15 protein-coding genes are annotated in these 15,377 nt (G+C 62.5%); 6 read left to right on the top strand and 9 right to left on the bottom strand.

All coding sequences use genetic code 11. From position 1 onward, the window contains the following. Positions 1 to 6: 6 nt before the first annotated feature. Entirely contained in the window at positions 7 to 1,311 is a 1,305-nt protein-coding gene (argE, locus tag VBE63_RS04320; RefSeq protein WP_323681766.1) for an acetylornithine deacetylase, read from the bottom strand. A 280-nt stretch (positions 1,312 to 1,591) separates the two neighbouring features. Between argE and VBE63_RS04315 the strand changes: the two genes are divergently transcribed. The 4 genes from VBE63_RS04315 to galE all read left to right on the top strand — a co-directional run bounded on the left by VBE63_RS04315 (position 1,592) and on the right by galE (position 6,396). Next, positions 1,592 to 3,268, top strand: coding sequence for an RsmB/NOP family class I SAM-dependent RNA methyltransferase (locus tag VBE63_RS04315; RefSeq protein ID WP_323681765.1), 1,677 nt, complete (start codon positions 1,592 to 1,594; stop codon positions 3,266 to 3,268). Between the two features lies 1 nt (position 3,269). Then, complete coding sequence (gene mgtE / locus VBE63_RS04310) at positions 3,270 to 4,691, top strand: magnesium transporter (protein ID WP_323681764.1); 1,422 nt, start codon at positions 3,270 to 3,272, stop codon at positions 4,689 to 4,691. Positions 4,692 to 4,720: 29 nt separating this feature from the next. Next, positions 4,721 to 5,164 (top strand): hypothetical protein, encoded by a 444-nt coding sequence (locus tag VBE63_RS04305; protein ID WP_323681763.1) that lies wholly within the window; start codon positions 4,721 to 4,723, stop codon positions 5,162 to 5,164. Positions 5,165 to 5,376: 212 nt separating this feature from the next. Continuing rightward, a complete protein-coding gene (gene galE / locus VBE63_RS04300; RefSeq protein ID WP_323681762.1) occupies positions 5,377 to 6,396 on the top strand; it encodes a UDP-glucose 4-epimerase GalE in 1,020 nt (339 codons plus the stop codon). Here the strand turns inward: galE and VBE63_RS04295 are convergent. Beyond that, positions 6,393 to 7,205: an HAD-IIB family hydrolase gene (locus tag VBE63_RS04295; protein ID WP_323681761.1), complete on the bottom strand. Its 813-nt coding sequence runs from the start codon at positions 7,203 to 7,205 to the stop codon at positions 6,393 to 6,395. The two genes, galE and VBE63_RS04295, sit on opposite strands and share 4 nt — an antisense overlap. Before the next feature lie 142 nt (positions 7,206 to 7,347). On the opposite strand from VBE63_RS04295, the gene VBE63_RS04290 reads away from it, so the two are divergent. Next, entirely contained in the window at positions 7,348 to 7,536 is a 189-nt protein-coding gene (locus tag VBE63_RS04290; RefSeq protein ID WP_323681760.1) for a CPXCG motif-containing cysteine-rich protein, read from the top strand. Positions 7,537 to 7,661: 125 nt separating this feature from the next. On the opposite strand, the gene VBE63_RS04285 is transcribed toward VBE63_RS04290, so the two are convergent. From VBE63_RS04285 to VBE63_RS04270, 4 genes are all read right to left on the bottom strand, one after another. Beyond that, positions 7,662 to 8,900, bottom strand: coding sequence for a diguanylate cyclase (locus VBE63_RS04285; protein ID WP_323681759.1), 1,239 nt, complete (start codon positions 8,898 to 8,900; stop codon positions 7,662 to 7,664). Beyond that, positions 8,900 to 9,514 (bottom strand): hypothetical protein, encoded by a 615-nt coding sequence (locus VBE63_RS04280; protein WP_323681758.1) that lies wholly within the window; start codon positions 9,512 to 9,514, stop codon positions 8,900 to 8,902. The genes VBE63_RS04285 and VBE63_RS04280 overlap by 1 nt, the downstream gene beginning before the upstream one ends. Next, on the bottom strand, positions 9,514 to 9,879 hold the full coding sequence (locus VBE63_RS04275) for a response regulator (protein WP_323681757.1): 366 nt from the start codon (positions 9,877 to 9,879) through the stop codon (positions 9,514 to 9,516). The genes VBE63_RS04280 and VBE63_RS04275 overlap by 1 nt, the downstream gene beginning before the upstream one ends. 201 nt (positions 9,880 to 10,080) lie before the next feature. After that, entirely contained in the window at positions 10,081 to 11,835 is a 1,755-nt protein-coding gene (locus VBE63_RS04270; RefSeq protein WP_323681756.1) for an alpha-amylase family glycosyl hydrolase, read from the bottom strand. 354 nt (positions 11,836 to 12,189) lie between these two features. Here VBE63_RS04270 and VBE63_RS04265 point away from each other — a divergent pair, with 354 nt between their 5' ends. Further along, complete coding sequence (locus VBE63_RS04265) at positions 12,190 to 12,711, top strand: hypothetical protein (protein WP_323681755.1); 522 nt, start codon at positions 12,190 to 12,192, stop codon at positions 12,709 to 12,711. Here the strand turns inward: VBE63_RS04265 and VBE63_RS04260 are convergent, their stop codons facing one another. The 3 genes from VBE63_RS04260 to VBE63_RS04250 form a co-directional block, all read right to left on the bottom strand. After that, positions 12,712 to 13,047: a DUF3127 domain-containing protein gene (locus VBE63_RS04260; protein ID WP_323681754.1), complete on the bottom strand. Its 336-nt coding sequence runs from the start codon at positions 13,045 to 13,047 to the stop codon at positions 12,712 to 12,714. It lies immediately after the preceding gene. A gap of 277 nt (positions 13,048 to 13,324) precedes the next feature. Beyond that, complete coding sequence (locus VBE63_RS04255) at positions 13,325 to 13,522, bottom strand: DUF3782 domain-containing protein (RefSeq protein WP_323681753.1); 198 nt, start codon at positions 13,520 to 13,522, stop codon at positions 13,325 to 13,327. Positions 13,523 to 13,775: 253 nt separating this feature from the next. Continuing rightward, on the bottom strand, positions 13,776 to 15,377 hold a 1,602-nt coding region (locus tag VBE63_RS04250), incomplete at its 5' end, for an exonuclease domain-containing protein (protein WP_323681752.1).

Below are 15,377 nucleotides of genomic sequence, written 5' to 3'. Positions count from 1 at the left end.
GCCCCGTCAGTCATCGACACAAAAGCGCTGAATGAGCTGGCGCAAATAGCCGAGCATCGGCGGGATACGGTCTAGCGCAAGATACTCGTTGGGTTGGTGCGCCTGTGCGATGTCGCCGGGACCGAAGACGATGGTCTCCATGCCGAGTGCATTGAGAAAGGGCGCCTCGGTGCCGAAACTGACGCTCTCGGCGTGATGGCCGGTGAGCGCTTCAGCGGCCTGCACAATGGCAGCGCCGGTTGCCGTCTCGGCGGGCGGGATGCTCGGAAATAAGGGCTCGATCTCGAGCGCGAGCTCGCGCCGCTCGGCGATGGGGGCGATGATCTCCCGCAGCTCAGCGCGCAACTGCTCTGGCTCTTGATGTGGCAGCGGACGGATATCGAGGTGCAGCTCGCAATGGCCGCAGATGCGGTTGAAGTTGTCGCCGCCATGGATGTGGCCGACATTCATGGTCGGGTGATCGATTGCAAAGGCTGGATCACGATGCCTGCGTTTCAGCTCATCACGCCAGGCCAAAAGGGCCGTCAGTACCTCGTGCATGCCTTCTAGGGCGTTGTTGCCCAGGCTGGGATCACTGGCATGGCCACTGCGACCAGTGAGCCGAATCGCCTCTGCCATCACGCCCTTGTGCGCGCGCACCGGACGCAGATTCGTCGGCTCGCCGATGATGGCATGGCGGCCGAGGGTGCGCCCGGATTCGACCAATGCGCGTGCACCGTGCATCGCCGACTCTTCATCCGCGGTGGCGAGCAGAATCAGCGGCCGCTTCATATCCGCAGGCCTGAAGCCACGCGCGGCCTCGATCGCCAGCCCGAGGAATGACTTCATATCGGCGGTGCCGATGCCATACAGACGCCCATCGGCCTCGGTCAGTCGCAAGGGGTCATAGCGCCAGAGGTGCTCGTCAAAGGGCACGGTATCGGCATGACCGGAAAGGACCAGGCCGCTGAGCGCCTCGCTGCCGAGCTTGCCCAGACCCGAGGCGGCCAAGCCAGTGCTGCTCATCGGGGTGCTGCCCATGCCAGAGCTGCCTGGCTCGGTGCGGCTACCAGACCCAGTGCTACCAGACCCGCTGCCACGCGGTCCATGACCACCCAGCGTGGCAACGAGATTCGCCTTCTCGGGCTGGCCGGGAAGCGGCAGCATCTCGACCCGGAAGCCGGCGTCTTCGAGCCAGCCGGCGAGCAGGTCGAGCACCGGACGGTTGCTCTGATCCAAGTGCGGATTGACGCTGCTGACCGAGGGCACCGAGATCAGGCCCTCTAGCATCTGGCGAAGCGGCGGGGCAGTGGTAGCTGAGCGCTGAGACATGGGGACTCCTGGACGGTTGGATGGTTGAGCCATCCCGATACCAGTAAGATGCGGCGAAATCACCCGCGGCTGCAAGCCTGGCCTCCGCTAGACTGGGTTCCCACTAGACTGGTCCCTACTAGACTGGTCTCCACTGTACCGACAAGCCGCAGGGCTCAGCATTGCGTTTCCCTTGAACCGGCTCATTCCCTTGAACCGGCTTAGGCCGGATGATTGGCTGCTGAATGACTAGGGTCATCAGGGCGATGACCGCAGTGGCAATCGTCTAGAGATCCCATTCATGCTCCTCCCATCGACCGCAAAATCCGATCTCGAGGCCGTGCTCGGCCGCTACCGCTGCCTGTTTGATCGGGATGTCGACGGGTGGGATGCCTTCATCGCGACCCTGATGCGACCACTGCCGACCTGGATCTGGGCCAATCCGCTGCGCATCGATGGGCAGCAACTGCTCGAGCTGATCGCGGAGGAGGGGGTTAGCGCCGAGCCGGTGAGCTGGTTGAATCCCTGGTGGTCGTCGGTGGCACAGCGGGTTTCCGCGCCTGATCCCCTGGCAGCGCCTGCGGCTGCCTTGATCACGGCAGCCAGCTCGATCGCGCTGCGGTTGCCGCCTGGCTTCAAGGCCGGTCAGCGTTGGTGGTATTGCGCTGGCCTGGCCCATGCTCAGGAGGCGGTGTCGCAGTTGCCGGTGATGCTGTTGGATGTGAGACCCGGCCACCGCGTGCTCGACCTCTGCGCGGCGCCCGGCGGCAAGACCGCGCAGCTGGCGTTAGCGCTCGGTAACCGTGGAACCTTGCTGGCGAATGACTTCTCTGCCGAGCGCATTGCCGCGCTGCAAGGCAACCTGGATCGGCTTGGCGTGCTCAACGCGAGTACTACCCGCTCTGATGGCGGCAACTATCCCGCAGCCGCCGGCGCCTTCGATCGCATCCTGGTCGATGCCCCCTGCTCGAGCGAGGGCACGCTGCGGCGCAATCCGAGCCTGGCGCAGCGCGGCGGGTACGGGGCATCCCGGACGGGTGGCGATGCGCTTGGCCGCAATGCGCCTGGCCGTGCATCTGGTCGTGCACCTGGTCGTGCACACTCCGGCATTGGCCCCGAGCGCTCGCAGCGGATGGCCGGCCGCCAGCGTGCACTGTTGCGCAAAGCGGTGCAACTGTGCCGGCCCGGCGGGCGCATCCTCTACTCGACCTGTACCTTCGCACCGGAAGAGAACGAGCTGATCGTTGCCGAGGTTCTCGATGAGCAGAACGGCAACCTGGAGTTAGTATCTTGCCAGGTTCCGGGCCTGCTGACCGGGGCTGGCGTGACCCACTGGCAAGGTCGTGACCTCGACCCAAGCCTGTCGCGCTGTCTGCGCGTTTGGCCGCATGCGAATGATACCGGAGGCTTTTTCGTTGCAGTGCTGCAGAAGTCTGCATCAGTCGCTAGCCTGGAAGTTCGCTTGAATAGCGATGATCCGCGTATCGGCTCGACCGAGGTTGAGCCCGCTCGATTGCAGTTGGAGGTCGATGATGATCACTGGCTGCAGGGGCTGAGCGAGCATTATGGGCTGCCGGCAGCAGCGCTGGCTAGCTGCCGGCTGCATCGCCAGACTCGCCGTGGACTGCATCTGGTTGCCGCTGATCACCGGCCGTCAGCAGTACCGCCGCCACAGGGCAGTGGTCTGTTCGCCTATCGCACCAACATCCGTCCGCCGAAGCTCACCACTGGCGCGGCGCTGCTGCTCGGCGCGGCCGCGACCCGCCAGACCCTCGAGCTGAGCCCCAAGCAGCGCGATGCCTATCTGCGCCGCGAGCTGATGCGCCCAAGCCCTGAGCAGGTTAATGACTGCAGACCAGGTCAGGTGATGGTGCGCTACCGCGGCTTTACCCTTGGGGTTGCGGTGCTGCATCGCTCCGGCGATCTCGAAAGCCTGTTTCCGAGCCGGTGGAGTGGTTGCTCCGCTGGAGGAACATGAGATGACATCCAAGAAGCCCCAAATCCCGCTCATCTGGCATGCCGATAACAACAAGACGGTCAGTGAGGATCTGAGCGAGCGGAATCGAGCCGTCGTTGACGAATTCGCCCGGCTGATCAAGGCCGGCGCCCGCGAAACCGTGCTCAAGGCGGTGCGCCGGATGCCACCGCCAAGCATGGTCTCGCTGTTTGTGCACCTCCCCCTGAAACGCGCACGCAAGCTGACCAGCTGGCTGGATCAGCCGCAGCTGCGCATCATCGCCGAGCTGAATCCCTCGTTCCGGGCCGCCTTGCTCGATGATGTCGCGGTGCAACGGCTGATCGATGTGCTCGACGGCTTCGAGCCCGAGGAGGCCGCCGATGCGCTCGACGATCTTCCCGACGAGGTCGCCGAACAGGTGCTGCCACGGCTGCGCGAGCGCGAGACCATCGAGACGCTGCGCGGCTACGGCGAGGAATCCGCCGGTAGCATCATGAGTCGCAAGTTCGTCGCGGTGCCGGTCGACTGGACCGTTGGCCAGGTCACCGCCGACATTCGCGCCAATGCCGAGGCGATCGAGAAGCTCTATGCGGTGAACGTGGTCGATGCCGAGCAACGTCCGGTCGGCTATCTGCGTCTGCGCGATCTGCTGCTGGCACCGAAGGAGACGCCGGTCGAGCAGATCATGCAGACCGATTTCGTCGCCGTTGGCCCGGAGACCGATCAGGAAGAGGTGGCGCGCTTCGCCGATCGCTATGAGCTCTCGGTGGTGCCAGTGGTCGATCGCGACGGGCGTCTGATCGGCCGGATCACTCCTAAACAACTGCGCCGCGTGCTGCGGGAAGAGGCCGAGGAAGACCTGAACCTGATGTCGGGCCTGCCCGCCGACTCGCGGCCGGATCAACCGATCCGGCGCATCATTCGCGGGCGCATCCCCTGGCTGCTGGCCGGATTGGCTGGGGCGACGCTGTCGGCGGCGGTGGTCGGTGCCTTTGAGGAGCAGCTGGCAAAAGCGGCGATCCTAGCCAGCTTCATCCCGATCGTGATGTCGATGGCCGGCAATGCCGGTATCCAGGCCGCGACGGTTGCGGTTCAGGGCCTCTCGAGCGGGACCGTGACCTTTGCCGATCTGGGATGGCGCCTCGGTAAGGAGCTGATCGCGGCGTTGGCCAATGGCGCCATTGCGGCCTCGGTCTTGATCCTGCTGGTGCTGTTGGCGACGCAGTTCATCGAGGTGCAGCATCCGATCATCCTGGCCTTGACCGCGGGGCTGTCGCTGCTGTCGGTGATCCTGGTGGCGGTGCTCGTTGGTGCGAGTATCCCGATCCTGCTTGAGCGCGTCGGCATCGACCCGGCGATGGCCACCGGTGTCTTCATCACTACCGGCAACGACATCATCTCGGTCGCCTTGTTCTTCCTGCTGATGATGACGTTCTACCTGTAGTGGATCGGCGAGCGTTCAGCGAGCGATTGATGAGCGAGCATCGACGTCGATCGTCGCTGCGGTTACGGCCGCGTCGCTCAGCTGTGCTGGCGTTGATGCTGGTGGCGACCCATCTGCTCGCAGCAGGCGTCTTGCTGCTGATGCCGCTGGCGCTGGTGCCGCGTGCGTTGTTGCTGCTGCTGGTCGTGCTCAGCCTCGGCTATGGCCTGTGGGCACAGTGCCTGGGGCTGGCGCCCTGGTCGCTCCGGGAAGCGATCTGGTCCGAGCAGGGCTGGCAGCTCCGGTTTCGCAATGGCCAACAATGCGAGGCGGTGCTGTTGCCGAGCACGCTGATCTCGGTCCCTTTGGTGATCCTGCACTTTCGGGTCGGCTGGCTGCGCTATCCGCAGATGATCCTGACCCAGGAGGTCATTGCGCCAGAGCGGCTGCGGCAATTGCGGGTCCGCTTGCGGTTACAGCGTTCGGCGACCTGAGAGGCTGCCTGGGCTCCGCATCGTGGCGGCTCTCTACTTTCTACTTGCCGATGATCGCCTTAGACTGGCGCTCAAATCAGGAAGAGGTTGCTGGACAGTTTCTAAGCTGGCCAGCGCTGAGCCTGTGCGTGCTGGCTCCTTTATACTGCCGGCTTTGTGTTGATTCAGTCGTCGATTGGCTTGCAATCGGCGCCATTGCTGCGGGAGGCGCTATGAAGGTCTTGGTCACCGGCGGGGCGGGCTATATTGGCAGCCATACCTGCGTTGAGCTACTGGCGGCCGGGCATGAGCTGGTCGTGGTCGACAATCTCTGCAACAGCAAGATCGAGTCGCTACAGCGAGTGCGTGAGATCAGTGGCCGGTCGTTGGACTTCGTGCGTGCCGACTTGCGTGATGCGACCGCGCTCGATGCCTTGTTCTCCTCGCATCCGTTCGATGCCGTGATCCATTTTGCGGGCCTCAAAGCGGTCGGCGAGTCAACCGAGATCCCGCTCGACTATTATGACAACAATATCGGCGGTACCCTTGCGCTGTGCCGGGCGATGGGCCAGGCAGGCGTCAAGCGCCTGGTCTTCAGCTCCTCGGCTACCGTCTATGGTGAGCCCGAAAGGGTACCGATTCGCGAGGATTTTCCGCTCTCGGCGACCAATCCTTACGGACGAACCAAGCTCTTCATCGAAGCGATCCTGAGCGACCTGTATCGCGCCGATCCGGGCTGGGACATCGCGCTGCTGCGCTATTTCAACCCGGTGGGCGCGCACGCGAGTGGGCGCATCGGTGAAGACCCGAACGGCATTCCGAACAACCTGATGCCCTACATCGCTCAGGTCGCGGTTGGCAAGCGCGAGGCGCTGCAGGTCTTCGGTGATGACTATCCAACCCCAGATGGCACTGGGGTGCGCGACTACATCCACGTCGTCGATCTGGCGCTGGGCCATCTGGCCGCGCTCGAGCGTCTACAGGATGCGCCAGGGCTGCTGACCTGTAACCTCGGCACCGGACAGGGCTACAGCGTGCTCGAGATGGTGCGCGCGTTCGAGGCCGCGAGCGGCCGCCCGGTGCCTTATCGGATCGTCGGGCGGCGACCGGGCGATATCGCCAGCTGTTACGCTGATCCTACCTATGCCCGAACCGAGCTTGGCTGGCAGGCCGAGCGCGGGCTCGAGCAGATGGTCGGCGATGCCTGGCGCTGGCAACGTGAAAATCCAGATGGATATCCAGATGAGGGTTAGGCCTCGGCCAACACCCCATAATGATGCGCGCCCTCGAGCACGCCGCTCGTGTAATAGCCGCTCATCCCTTTGAAGCCACCCTTGGCGAAGTAGGCGCGCAGGCCGGGGTTCTCGGCCATGGCCTCACGCACCTTCTCGACTAGCTGCTCATCGGCATTGCGCACCAGCACGCCTGAGAAACCCGCCGTGAGCGGGAAGACGTCGTTGCCGCTGTCGCCGCAGAAGACGACCTCCTGCTTGGGCACGCCCATCTGCTCGGCGAGGAACTCGAGCGCGGTCTGTTTGGTGGCCGCCTTCGGCAAGAAATCCAGTAGGCCATCACCGCTCTGCGAGTCGAAGCTGTAGATCGCGACCTCATCGAAGCGGTCTTGAGTCCGCTCGGTGACCTCTGCCATGACTGCATCCTTGTTTGCGTGATCGACATAATAGCTTTGCTTGAAGGGGCTTAGATGCTCGGCCTCCTGCTCACGCAGTCCGTCGAGGTCAGCAACAGCCTCGCGAACCGCTGCAGCGTCCCAGCGCGGGCAGACCTGTTTCACATGTTCGACCCAGGCCTGATCGATCTGCCATTGGCCGTCCTCGAAACGACGGATGGAGGTTCCAACATCGCCAATCAGCACATTGGGATGGCGGATGCCGAACTCGCGGATCGCGGCTTCGGCCAGGCGGAGGTTGCGACCGGTGACATAGACGACGAAGATCCCTTGGCGCTCGGTCTGTTCGTTGAACAGCTCGATGGCGCCGGGGTCTGCCGGCCAGCTCCCATTCGGTAGCAGGGTGCGGTCGAGGTCGGTTGCAAGCAGTTTCATGGTCGGCTCTCCGTATGGGGCGCTTGTGGATCAGGTCGGGAACAGATTGAGCACCGCAGCGCAGTGATAATGTCCATTTCGACAGATCGGCTAGGATGAGTCAAACCAGCACAAGACGGCTAAGCGTCGCCCAGAGGTTCCCATGCTGACAGAGATTCAGGTGCAATGTCCCTACTGCGGCGAGCAGATCGATGCCCTGGTTGACGGCTTAGCTGGCAGTCATCGCTACATCGAAGATTGTTCTGTCTGCTGTCGGCCAATCGAGTTTGAGGCCGTGATGGATGCCAGTGGCGACCTAGTCCGGTTGGCTGCTCGGCGTGATGATGATTGACAGAGGATTCTATCAACCGCAGGTGGACACAGGCAGGCTGTTGAACAAGCGTTGCAGGCTGATTGGCTGCGGCGTCTCAGGCGGGTTTACCAAAGCGCTGCCAAGTGTCGGCTGCTTGTTGCTGTTCAGTTGTCCTCGCCAGCCGCTGAGTCGGCTAGACGGACGCGATCGCGGCCTGCTTCCTTGGCCTGATAAAGGGCTCCATCGGCGCGGTCAAGCAGCGCATCCGCGGACTCGTTGGGGACATGGAAGGCCACGCCGAAGCTGGCGCTGAGCTTGCCGATCGGCGGCCAGCTTTGCGTGCTGATGGCCTGGCGCAGCTTTTCGGCGGCGGCGGTGGCCTCCTGCGCATTGGTCATCGGCAGCAGCACGACGAATTCTTCTCCGCCCCAGCGTGCAAGCTGGTCGCTTGAGCGTATCTGCGATTGGAGCAAGCTGGTAAATTGCTTCAGGATGCCGTCACCAGCCAAATGGCCATGGTTGTCGTTGATCCGCTTGAAGTGATCGATGTCGCAGAGGATCAGGGAAAAGTGCTGGCCATAACGCGTTTCGGCCGAGAGGGCTGCCTGCAGCAGTTGGTCGAACTTCATGCGATTGTAGGCGCCGGTGAGGGTATCGCGCTCCGAGAGGGCCTGAATCTCCATCTGCAGGCTGATGTCCTGTAACACCAGATACTGCTCGTCACCTTCTTTGTCTTCGAGCCCGCGCGCCTTGCGCACCCGTACCCAGAGGGTACTGCCGTCGGCGCGCTGCACGGGGCGTTCCGGAAGCTTGTCATCGGCGGCGATTTCGTCGACGTCGAGCTGGCCAAGGCCGAGTGTGTCAAGCGAGGTGCCGCGCAGGATCTCGGCGGTCCAGCCGCTGGCTTGCAGCAGTGCGGAGCTGGCGCGGGTGACGCGCCCCTCGGTATCGACGCCGAGGGTCATCACGTTGTTGTCGATCAGCTCAAGATAGCGCCGCGAGACGTCTGCCGCCTCGGCGGCGCGGGCTTCAGCCTCCCGCGTCGCGGTGACATCGTCGATGACGATAATGGCGCTGTGTGGCGCATTCTCGTTGGGCAGAATGCGGATACGCTGCTGCATGTAGGTGAAATGCGAGTCGATGATGCGGTCTAGCGCGACCGGGAAGAGGTAGCCTTTGCGTGGCTGCAGGTACGACGGCGATTGCAGCTGGAGTGCCGCTTTCACGCGTCGCTTCAGGGTCGCGACAGGACAGGCTGGAAACAAGGCCTCCAAGCGTTGACCGATGGCCGTCTCTGGGGCGATCTCGGCGTGCTCGGTCATCCAGCGGTTCCAGGCCATGACGGTCAGCTCTGGATCGACGACTAGGAGCCCACTGGAAAGATGATCAGCGATGGATCTCATCAATTCGGTAAGCCGTCCAGCATCCGGTTGAGGGTGCGTCGAATCCACTCGAAGCTTTGTCCGTGGGTGAGGATGAAGATACGCCCTTGGATTTGCTGCTCGGCGAATTCGATGAGGGTCTCGATCTTGATGACGTGATCGAAGACGCCGATTGATGCGCTCCGGTTGGCATCAGACAGCAGGCTGAGGCGGTGCAGCTCGGGCTCGCTGAGCGTGACTCGGGCATCCATCTGCGCACAGAGCTCGTTCATCATGGCGGCGGTGACGATGTTGCCCAGTTCGAGCAGCAGGTCAGCGTCATCGCTGTCGTCTGAGTCGAGTTGTGATTGCAAGTAGGCGGTGATGTTGGTCGCAGACGCCTCATCGAGCAGGAAGACCACCTCTCCGCTGAAGTCGCCCATAAAGCTCTGCCGTGCAAGGTAGCAGCTCGTCGACAATGCACAGGCCTGTTGCAGTAACTGGCGGAAGTGATCGCGATCGATCACTGCGATCTGCGGTGGGCGCATGGTGGCAAAGGCGCCCATGATGTCAGCAACGCGAGCGGTGGCCTTGCCGTAAGCGACGTTGATGAGTTCGCCTAGACAGTCGATCTGATCCTCGCCCAGTTGCTGCATCAAACAAACCCCAAGCGTTGCAGGTTGTTGCGTAGCTCAACCTCGAGCTTCGATTTGTCGATAAAGCCGTTGGCTCCACTGGCCATCACTTTCGCCACGGCGCCGGCCTGGATATCCGCGGAGACGACGAGGATCGGAGTGTCGAGGTCTTGCGCGCGAATCGCATCCAGGGCCTCGAATCCGCTCATCACCGGCATGGTGAGATCGAGGAAGATAAGATCGGGGCTATGCTCGCGCCAGAGTGCGATGGCTTCCTCCCCATTCACGCCTTGATGGATCTCTGCGTTGTCACGCAGGGAATCGGGAAGCAGGCCAATGAGGATGCGCCGAGCCATGCGCGAATCGTCGACAACCAGCATCTTCATAGCAAAATCGGTAGGTACCTGGGCCGTTAGTGTTTGGCAATAAAGCTCAAATATTGAAGTATAGCAACAGCCATCGGCGATGCTGCTGTTTCAGGCAAGGCTGCCGCGCCGTCAATCAAGTCGCATCCCTTTCTTTGCCTGACCGATCGGCTCGGGCTGACCGGCCAGGACGAATCGGCTCGCAATCGCGCCACCGTTCAATCAGCGCTCGAAAGCGAGTCGTTGCTCCTCTCCGCCGCCATTGCTGGCGCTGACGCGAAAGCTGCTATTGCGCAGGTCAGCGTCGAGGGTGGCGAGGCTGTCGCCATGGTGCCAGCTGATGCGGAGATGCTGCTCGTCGGTTGGATGCACCTCAAAGTGGCCCTGAAAGGCCGGGCAGGTGTTGCGCAGCTGGATGAGCTTGAGCTGATCGCGGACAACTAGGCGCTTGAGTCCAGCCTCGACATCCTCGAGCGAGAGGTTGGTGCGATTGATCTCCTTGTGCCCTGCGGCGCCACCACGATCCGCAGCCTGGTAGTCATTCTTGCCGGCGAACAGGTCGAGATACCAGACCTGGGGAATGCCCGGCATGAAAAGCTGGATGGCCCGCGCCATGAGCAGTTTCTGCTCGTCCTCGCCGAGGGCGCTGAAGAAGGTGGCATTGATCTGGTAGTAGGCGATCTTGCGTCCATCGGGACCATAGAGGTTTTTGACCCGTCCGCCGCGCTCGGTGACGCGCGCCATGGTGGCTTCGATCTGTTCTTCGTCGAGCAGTCCTTCGCGGAAGCTGCCGGCTTCGGCCTTGCCGCGCAGGTCAAGCAGCGGGATGCCGTCGTGGCAGCCGAGCATGTTGATGGTCTGCAGGCCCTTGGCGCGGATCTCCTCGATCCAGCGCAGCAAGGCCTGATTGGTGCCCCGCTCGAGGGCGTCGATGACCAGGCCAGGGAAGAAAAAGTCGTAGATCGGGAAGCCCTTGCTCGCCACTTCCTCATGCAGCCCGGTGCCATATTCGGCGTGGATCTCGGGAAAGACGATGAGGTCGTTGGCCTCGGCGATGCGCTTCAGCCGTTCGAGATAGTCCCAGGTGCCGGGTCGGTTGAAGAAGTTGGGCTCGCCGGGAGCTTTGTGCAGATAGGCGAAAGCGTCGAGTCGGATGATCTTGGCGCCATAGTCGCGCAGTCGGCGCAAGGTCTCCTCATAGAAGCTCCAGACCTGCTCCGAGCGCGCATTGAGATCCATTTGCCCGAGATACTGGCGTTTGCGGTCGATGATGCTGAGGATGGCGTCCTTGTGCTCCGCATAGCCGTCAAGATCAATTGCCATTGGGTCGGCCTTGGCCGCGATGGCTTGGTTGATCAGCGTCGCCACCTTCGGGGCGTCCTCTGGGCTGAGGCCGTCGACCTCGGCGAGATCCTCGGGCAGAATCTCGCCGTAGCTGACATCCTGATAGAAGGTGTTCCAGTACAGACGATCCGAGCCATCTGGGAAGCGCACCTTGAGGATAGGCAGTCCGGGCTTGCGCATAAACAGCTTTTGCAGATACTCCTCGGTCGGAATGATCGAGCCGTCTGGCCCGAGGGTGCCGTGCTCGTGCCAGAACTCGTTCCAGTCGACGAAGAAATCCTTGTAAGGCGAGTCGTTGCCGCGTTCAATCAGATCTTGGAACTGATGCGATTGCACCGAGAGGTGATTCAGCACCAGATCGAGCTTGAAGTTGATGTTGAGCTGATGCAGTTCGGCGAGATCCTCGGGGGTGACCAACTCCTCATTGAGGCCATAGTCGATGATCGAGAAGCCTCGATCGAGGTCGCTATTGAAGAAGGTCGGCAGGATGTAGAACAAAGAGAAGGTGTCTTTGAACTCTCGCCGTTTCAGCATGGCGACAATGTCGGCGAGCTTGCCGCCAATGCTGTCGGGGTAAGCATTCAGCATGACGCCCGTTGGCAGCGTTTGGCTGATAGGCTGTTCTTGAGACATAGATCACTCGTATCGTTGACGGTCGGCCTGAAGGGGGTGTTTGCCGCGTCAGCGCGTGCGACAGTTAGCAGTTCGGCGCTTGTTGCGAAAATGCACGTTACGAAGCAGAGTAAAGAATTTTCGGGTCAGAATGCAAGAAGCCCCGGCACCACTCCCCAGGCTCTTCGCCGAGGCCGTCTGTCGCAGCGTTCAACGGTTGTTTTTGGCCCGCAGAAGTGGGAGGCGGGAGGTGATTGGGTTGATCAGGCACCCTAAAGGCAGTGATGAGTCAATGACATTGAGCAAGGGCAATCGAAAGCGACATCCGAGCGTTTGCTCGTCAACAGCCGTCCGAGCCAGTTTGGAGCGGCTGCGATGAGAATGCGTCCGGTGACTGCCTTCCTGCTGGCCCTTGCGTCCGTTGTGATGTTGCTCGCCGGAGTGGCGGTGATCCACAGCCGCTTCGATGCCAGCACCGGCGCTGGAATATTGCTTGATGGCGACTGGGAGCTGCATCATCTGGTGCAGTGGGGGCCCTACAAAGGCTGGCGCTTTCAGTACCAACTGACCCTCAGCGAGCAGGACGGCCGTCTATACGGTGAAGGCGTGACGCTGGCGGTGAATGACCACAGTCCAGGGCCGCGGGAGCAGACCAGTCTGCAGGTCGTTGACGGGGTGCGCGAGCACGGTCAGATCATTGCTTGGATTTTCGAGCGCAATGGCGATCGTGCCGGGCGTGGCGCCATCAAATGGCGCGTCGTCGATGAGCATCGCTTGGTAGGCGCCTTCGCGACCACCTTCTATCGGGGAGCCTCAGTCGCGCAACGGATTAAGGTGCCGAGTGGTAGCGGTAAGCGCGTCGGTCATGGACAAGCCGCCACTTGTGGGGGGTGCTGATCAAAACGGTGGATCATCGTCGTAGGCCGGTGGCTCGTTGTCGGCAAGCCCGATGTTGCCTGGCCCGCCGGCCTCGGCTGGTGCGACCCGCCAGGCCTTCACATCGGTGTACCAGCGACCGTTGAACTCACGGCTCTCGAGGTCGAAGCTGACGGTCAGCTCCTGCCCCTCGCGGATGCCGAATTGATCGATGCGGTCGCCCCAGAGCATGAAGCAGACCTGCTTCGGAAAGTCGCCGGGGAGTTCGATCACATACTCCTGCTTGCGCCAGGGCCCACGTGCCGAGGTGCCGTTTTTCTCCGGCAATACCTGCGTGATCTTGCCTGTCATCTCCATCTTGTTCGTTGCCTCCGCGATGGTGTTTCTTGTGTCAGGCCCACATGGTACCAGCCCTGCTGCGAATCAGGCCCTCGCATCGCCCTGACAGTCGGGCCTGACCAGCCGCTCTGCGGCCAGATCAGCCTCCTAGACCTTGACAGGGTCTGAACCTCCAGCGAGTCGCCATAAGAGTCGATGCCCAGACGCTCGGCCACCTTGTAGGCTTTGCGCTCAACAGGTACATGCCGCCCTCGTCGATGGAGGACTTCAGCTCGCACAGGATCAACAGCCCGTTTTAGATGATGACATCCAGCTCGATCTGCTCGGGCTTGCCAAAGACCTCGCCGGAGTCATCGTAGCCGTTGTAGTTGATCACCTCGGCGCCGAAATTGTCTTCCAGAATGCCGGCCAGGGCGTCCCGAAAGGCCTTCTCGGACTGGATGCCCCAGCGCGCGCCCAGGACAGCCCATGCTGCGGTCCATTTTTTTTCCATCCATGGCTAGCACGGCGTCGTTGAGCTGGCGAATTTCAGCTTGGTTTTCATGCCATTTGCGATTTTGCTCGTCCCATTTGCGGGTTTGCTCGTTGCCGTCACGCAGGTAGGCTTCCCAGCGCTCGTCCGCGCGCTGATTGGCGGAGCTTCTGGTCATCCGCGTTCGTTATCCGCCTTTGGGCTTGCCGTCGTTGCCGCAGCCGCCGATGAGCGTGCGCCTGGCTGCGCCGGCATGATGTCGGCGGCACAACGCTCAAGCGCGATCGGTCGCGCGGTCGAATGGGTCCGGGGCGCCCGTTAACTGCTCGATCTCCTCGGCCAAGGCTTTTGCCTCGGTCTCAAGGTCGGCGATCTCCGCTTCAATTTCGTCGCTCATTTGCAGGGCGATCTCGTCGAGGAAGTCCGGGCGCTCGGTGCTGAGGCGATAGAGTTCGTAGTCGTGGCTCTCGCGCAGGTCGGAGAGTTCTTCGAGCAGGCTCAAGATGCGTGCCTGCAGACTGTCGTAGAGCTGGCGGAGCTTGGCTAACTCGGCTTCGTCGCTGAAGTCGAGGCTGCCCCAACCCTGGCGTTGTAGGAAGCCGGTTGGGTCGTTGGCGATCTCGCGCATCCGTTCGATGTCGCCCTGATCGCGCGCCTGGTTGACGCTCTGCATGAGGCGCTCATAGGTGTCCTGCTGCTCCGGATCATGCGCGAAGCGGTCGGGATGGTAGAGGCGCACGAGCTTACGCCAGAGCGTCTTCAATTCTTGGCGTTCCTCGTCGCTGAGATCCTTGTTCTCGGCGGCCTCGGCGGCGGCTTCCTCGTACTCACGCTCGGTCTCATCGCGGGCCTGTTCGTACTCTGGCCGAACCGTCTCGGCTTCCTCCTCGCCCTCGGTGAGTAAGGTGTCCAGATACCGACGCCGATACTCGATCTTCAGGCGCAGATGGTCGCGGCGTTCGTAGTGGGTGCGCAGGCGCTCGAAGAGGCTCGCGCGCACGACCTCGACGGCTTGGTGCTCCTGGGTGTATTCGGCCGTGAGATCGGCTAACCGCTCGCGGGCGGCGGCGATCACCTGTTGCAGACGCTCGCGTTCGGGGTTGCGGTAATGCGCCAGTGCGGGGCCGGTCCCCTGGCCGGATGAGATGGCGATGATCGGCGGCTCGTGCTCTGGTTCTTCGTCGAGCGCCGCGAGCTGTTCGAGATACCAGCGGCCCATCTGGGCGCTGCGGGAGTTGCTGGATGAGGCTAGCCACTGGAGCCAGGCCTGCAGGTCTGGATCGGTTAGCGCCTCGCGGAAGGCGCGGCCCTTGTGCTTGCCGAAGGCGATGCGCGAGGGATACCAGGGGGCTTGGGTGAAGGTGGTCAACGCCTCCCGGGTGTTGAGGCCGCGCGCCTCGGCCAGCGGGCGCAGGACGTTCTGCAGTAGATCGACGACGGTCTCGACATCGCCCAGGGCGGTGTGGGCACCGCGCGCGGGCAGGCGGTAGAACTGGCGCAGGGTCTGCAGCTTGTGGTTGCCCGCGGGCACGGGGTCGAGCAGACGCTGGGCGAGACGCAGGGCACAGAAGCCGGGGCGGCTGATCGCATCGAGGCCGAGGCGTGCCCATTCCGGCAGCAACACCGAGTCGAGGTCGTAGCTGAGGTTATAGGCGACCAAAGGCCGATCACCGGCATAGTCGGCGAAGGCGGCATAGACCGCGTGCGGTGCTTCGCCGTCACGCTCGAGGATCTCGCGGGTGTAGCCGTTGACGCGTGAGGCCTCGGGCGGGATCTCGATGCCGTGGTTGAGCATGCGCTGGAACGGCTCGCCCTCTGGCTCCCAGCCGCGCATGCGTTGGGCGGCGAGTTCGACGACGTAGATGGGAGCCTTGAT

Source organism: Lamprobacter sp. (assembly GCF_034860625.1).
Classification (GTDB): Bacteria; Pseudomonadota; Gammaproteobacteria; order Chromatiales; family Chromatiaceae; genus Lamprobacter.
The sequence above is the reverse complement of the archived record's forward strand: the minus strand, read 5'-3'. Positions and strand labels throughout refer to the sequence as shown.

Coding starts and splice junctions, on each gene's coding strand:
- VBE63_RS04305 (WP_323681763.1), top strand. CDS start 4,721: ATGAGCGAGCATCGACGTCGATCGTCGCTGCGGTTACGGCCGCGTCGC.
- VBE63_RS04280 (WP_323681758.1), bottom strand. CDS start 9,514: ATGCAGCAACTGGGCGAGGATCAGATCGACTGTCTAGGCGAACTCATC.
- mgtE (WP_323681764.1), top strand. CDS start 3,270: ATGACATCCAAGAAGCCCCAAATCCCGCTCATCTGGCATGCCGATAAC.
- argE (WP_323681766.1), bottom strand. CDS start 1,311: ATGTCTCAGCGCTCAGCTACCACTGCCCCGCCGCTTCGCCAGATGCTA.
- galE (WP_323681762.1), top strand. CDS start 5,377: ATGAAGGTCTTGGTCACCGGCGGGGCGGGCTATATTGGCAGCCATACC.
- VBE63_RS04260 (WP_323681754.1), bottom strand. CDS start 13,047: ATGGAGATGACAGGCAAGATCACGCAGGTATTGCCGGAGAAAAACGGC.
- VBE63_RS04270 (WP_323681756.1), bottom strand. CDS start 11,835: ATGTCTCAAGAACAGCCTATCAGCCAAACGCTGCCAACGGGCGTCATG.
- VBE63_RS04255 (WP_323681753.1), bottom strand. CDS start 13,522: ATGGAAAAAAAATGGACCGCAGCATGGGCTGTCCTGGGCGCGCGCTGG.
- VBE63_RS04275 (WP_323681757.1), bottom strand. CDS start 9,879: ATGAAGATGCTGGTTGTCGACGATTCGCGCATGGCTCGGCGCATCCTC.
- VBE63_RS04290 (WP_323681760.1), top strand. CDS start 7,348: ATGCTGACAGAGATTCAGGTGCAATGTCCCTACTGCGGCGAGCAGATC.
- VBE63_RS04265 (WP_323681755.1), top strand. CDS start 12,190: ATGAGAATGCGTCCGGTGACTGCCTTCCTGCTGGCCCTTGCGTCCGTT.
- VBE63_RS04285 (WP_323681759.1), bottom strand. CDS start 8,900: ATGAGATCCATCGCTGATCATCTTTCCAGTGGGCTCCTAGTCGTCGAT.
- VBE63_RS04295 (WP_323681761.1), bottom strand. CDS start 7,205: ATGAAACTGCTTGCAACCGACCTCGACCGCACCCTGCTACCGAATGGG.
- VBE63_RS04315 (WP_323681765.1), top strand. CDS start 1,592: ATGCTCCTCCCATCGACCGCAAAATCCGATCTCGAGGCCGTGCTCGGC.